Source organism: Kitasatospora sp. NPDC007106 (assembly GCF_040634455.1).
GTDB lineage: Bacteria > Actinomycetota > Actinomycetes > Streptomycetales > Streptomycetaceae > Kitasatospora > Kitasatospora arboriphila.
Genome location: NZ_JBEYFP010001012.1, coordinates 1 through 1,973, shown reverse-complemented (window position 1 = coordinate 1,973; position 1,973 = coordinate 1). Strand labels below are relative to the sequence as shown.

General features: G+C 78.0%; 3 protein-coding genes and 1 pseudogene. 1 reads left to right on the top strand and 3 read right to left on the bottom strand.

Annotation, left to right across the window (positions count from 1 at the left end; all coding sequences use genetic code 11):
- The coding region (locus ABZ641_RS35190) for a LysR family transcriptional regulator (RefSeq protein WP_359988463.1) at window positions 1-364 on the bottom strand (364 nt) is incomplete at its 3' end.
- Window positions 365-498: 134 nt separating this feature from the next.
- Between ABZ641_RS35190 and ABZ641_RS35185 the strand changes: the two genes are divergently transcribed.
- Window positions 499-858 (top strand): carboxymuconolactone decarboxylase family protein, encoded by a 360-nt coding sequence (locus ABZ641_RS35185; RefSeq protein WP_344624649.1) that lies wholly within the window; start codon window positions 499-501, stop codon window positions 856-858.
- A gap of 41 nt (window positions 859-899) precedes the next feature.
- Here ABZ641_RS35185 and ABZ641_RS35180 read toward each other — a convergent pair whose 3' ends face one another.
- Together ABZ641_RS35180 and ABZ641_RS35175 are read right to left on the bottom strand one after the other, a co-directional pair.
- The gene (locus ABZ641_RS35180; RefSeq protein WP_359988461.1) at window positions 900-1,718 is read right to left on the bottom strand and encodes a HEAT repeat domain-containing protein; all 819 of its coding nucleotides are present in this window, start codon (window positions 1,716-1,718) and stop codon (window positions 900-902) included.
- 71 nt (window positions 1,719-1,789) lie between these two features.
- Window positions 1,790-1,973, bottom strand: a pseudogene (locus tag ABZ641_RS35175) (type I methionyl aminopeptidase); the annotation flags it as partial.

Below are 1,973 nucleotides of genomic sequence, written 5' to 3'. Positions count from 1 at the left end.
GCCGTACCCGCAGCCCGGGACGGCTGCGGCGCAGCACCGCCAGGGCCGCCGGGCCGACGTCCAGGCCCGCACCGGCGGCGACACCCACCACCAGCACCCGGCCGGCCCCGGCGCCGCGTACCCGCTCCCGGGCCCGCTCGGCCCGCTCCAGCAGATCGCGCGCCTCCACCAGCAGCACCTCGCCCGCCGGGGTGAGCCGCGCCCCGGTCGGGATCCGGTCGAACAGCCGGCAGCCGAGGTCCGCCTCCAGGTCCCGGATCCGGCGGCTGAGCGGCGGCTGGGCCAGGTGCAGCCGGGCCGCCGCCCGGCCGAAGTGGCCCTCCTCGGCCACCGCGAGGAAACAGCGCAACGCCCGCAGGTCCATGACCGGCCACGATACCGAGAACGGAACCGGAGGCCCGGAACCGGTCTTGGACGGGCACCGGCCGCCCCGGGTGAGGTGGTGGGTGACGGCGGACGACAGAGCCCGCCGACACCCGTCGAACGAGGAGTCCAGACGTGTACGAGCACCCCGACGACCTGCACCGCGCCCGCTCCGTGGGCCGGGCCGCCCCGGCGGAGTTCGCCGCCTGGCTCGCCTTCCAGGAGGCCGTCGACCGGGAGGACGGCGCCGTACCGCGCCGCTACCGCGAACTGATCTCGGTGGCCGTCGCCCTCGTGACCCAGTGCTCCTACTGCCTGGACGTGCACACCGCCGCCGCCCGCCGACACGGCGTCAGCGCCGAAGAACTCGCCGAGACGGCCTTCGTGACCGCCGCCGTCCGCGCCGGCGGCACACTCGCCCACGCCCTCCTGGCCGACCGCCTCTACGAGCAGCACGGCCGGCACGCCCACCCGGGTGCGGCGGTCCACGGCTGACGGGCGCTCGGAGCCCCCGGGGGGGCCGTGTCTGCCCGGGATCAGCGCTGCCCGGCGGCCAGGGCGCGGAGGGCCGCGGCGGCCGCGTTCCGGACGGTCGGGAAGGCGTCGTGCGCGGCCGACTGCCGCAACCGCTCCACCGCCTCGTACGCGCCGACCCGGCCGAGCGCCGTGGCGGCGCGGGCACGGACCCGCTCGTCGGGGTGGGCGAGGGCGCGCTGCAACAGCGGGCCCGCCGAGGGGTCGCCGCGCAGACCGAGCGAGGCCGCGGCCTCGGCGCGGGTGCGGGAGCACGGATCGGAGAGGAACTCCGCGAGCACCCGCACCGCGCGGTCCGTCCCGCAGTCCGCCCGTCCGAAGAACCAGGCGAGCGACTGCCGCAGCCGGCGGTCGGCCTCCCGCGTCCACGGCACCGACGGGACCAGCGCCGCCGCCGCGGCCGGGCCCGCCGCGACCAGCGCCCGGCTCGCCGCCTCGTGCACCCGCCGGTCGTCCACCGACCCGGTGAAGACGGCCACCAGGGTGCGCACCGCACCGGGGCCGGGGCGCAGGACGGCCAGGGCGTCGAGCGCCACCAGGGCGACCGGGCGCGGCGCCGCGCAGAGGCGGACGAGCAGCGGGACGAAACGGTCGTCGGCGACCCGGACGACCGCCCGCGCCAGCTCCTCGTCCCAGGGCACGTCGGCCGTCGCGGCGGGCCGGTCGACCCGGTCGAGCAGGTCGAGCAGGGCGTCGACGCGCGCCGGATCGGTGCGCCGGCACAGCCCGAGGACGTGGGCGCGGGCCGCGGACGGGGAGTCCGGTGCCGGCGATCGGTGGAGGACGGTGCACCTGTCCCCGGACAGCGGTTCTTCTGGCACGGGTGCGATCCAACCCGCCCGGAACACGGTCGCGCAAAGGGGATTCCGGCCCGCCCGGCCGTCCACGGGGGTCAGGGGAGGGTCAGGATGCGCGGCCCGTCCTCGGTGACGGCGACGGTGTGCTCGATGTGGGCCGCGCGGCTGCCGTCCGTGGTGAACAGCGTCCAGCCGTCGTCGCCGGTGCGGTAGTCGTCGCGGCCGCCGGCCATGAGCATCGGCTCGATCGCCAGGACCAGGCCGTGGCGCAGCGGGAAT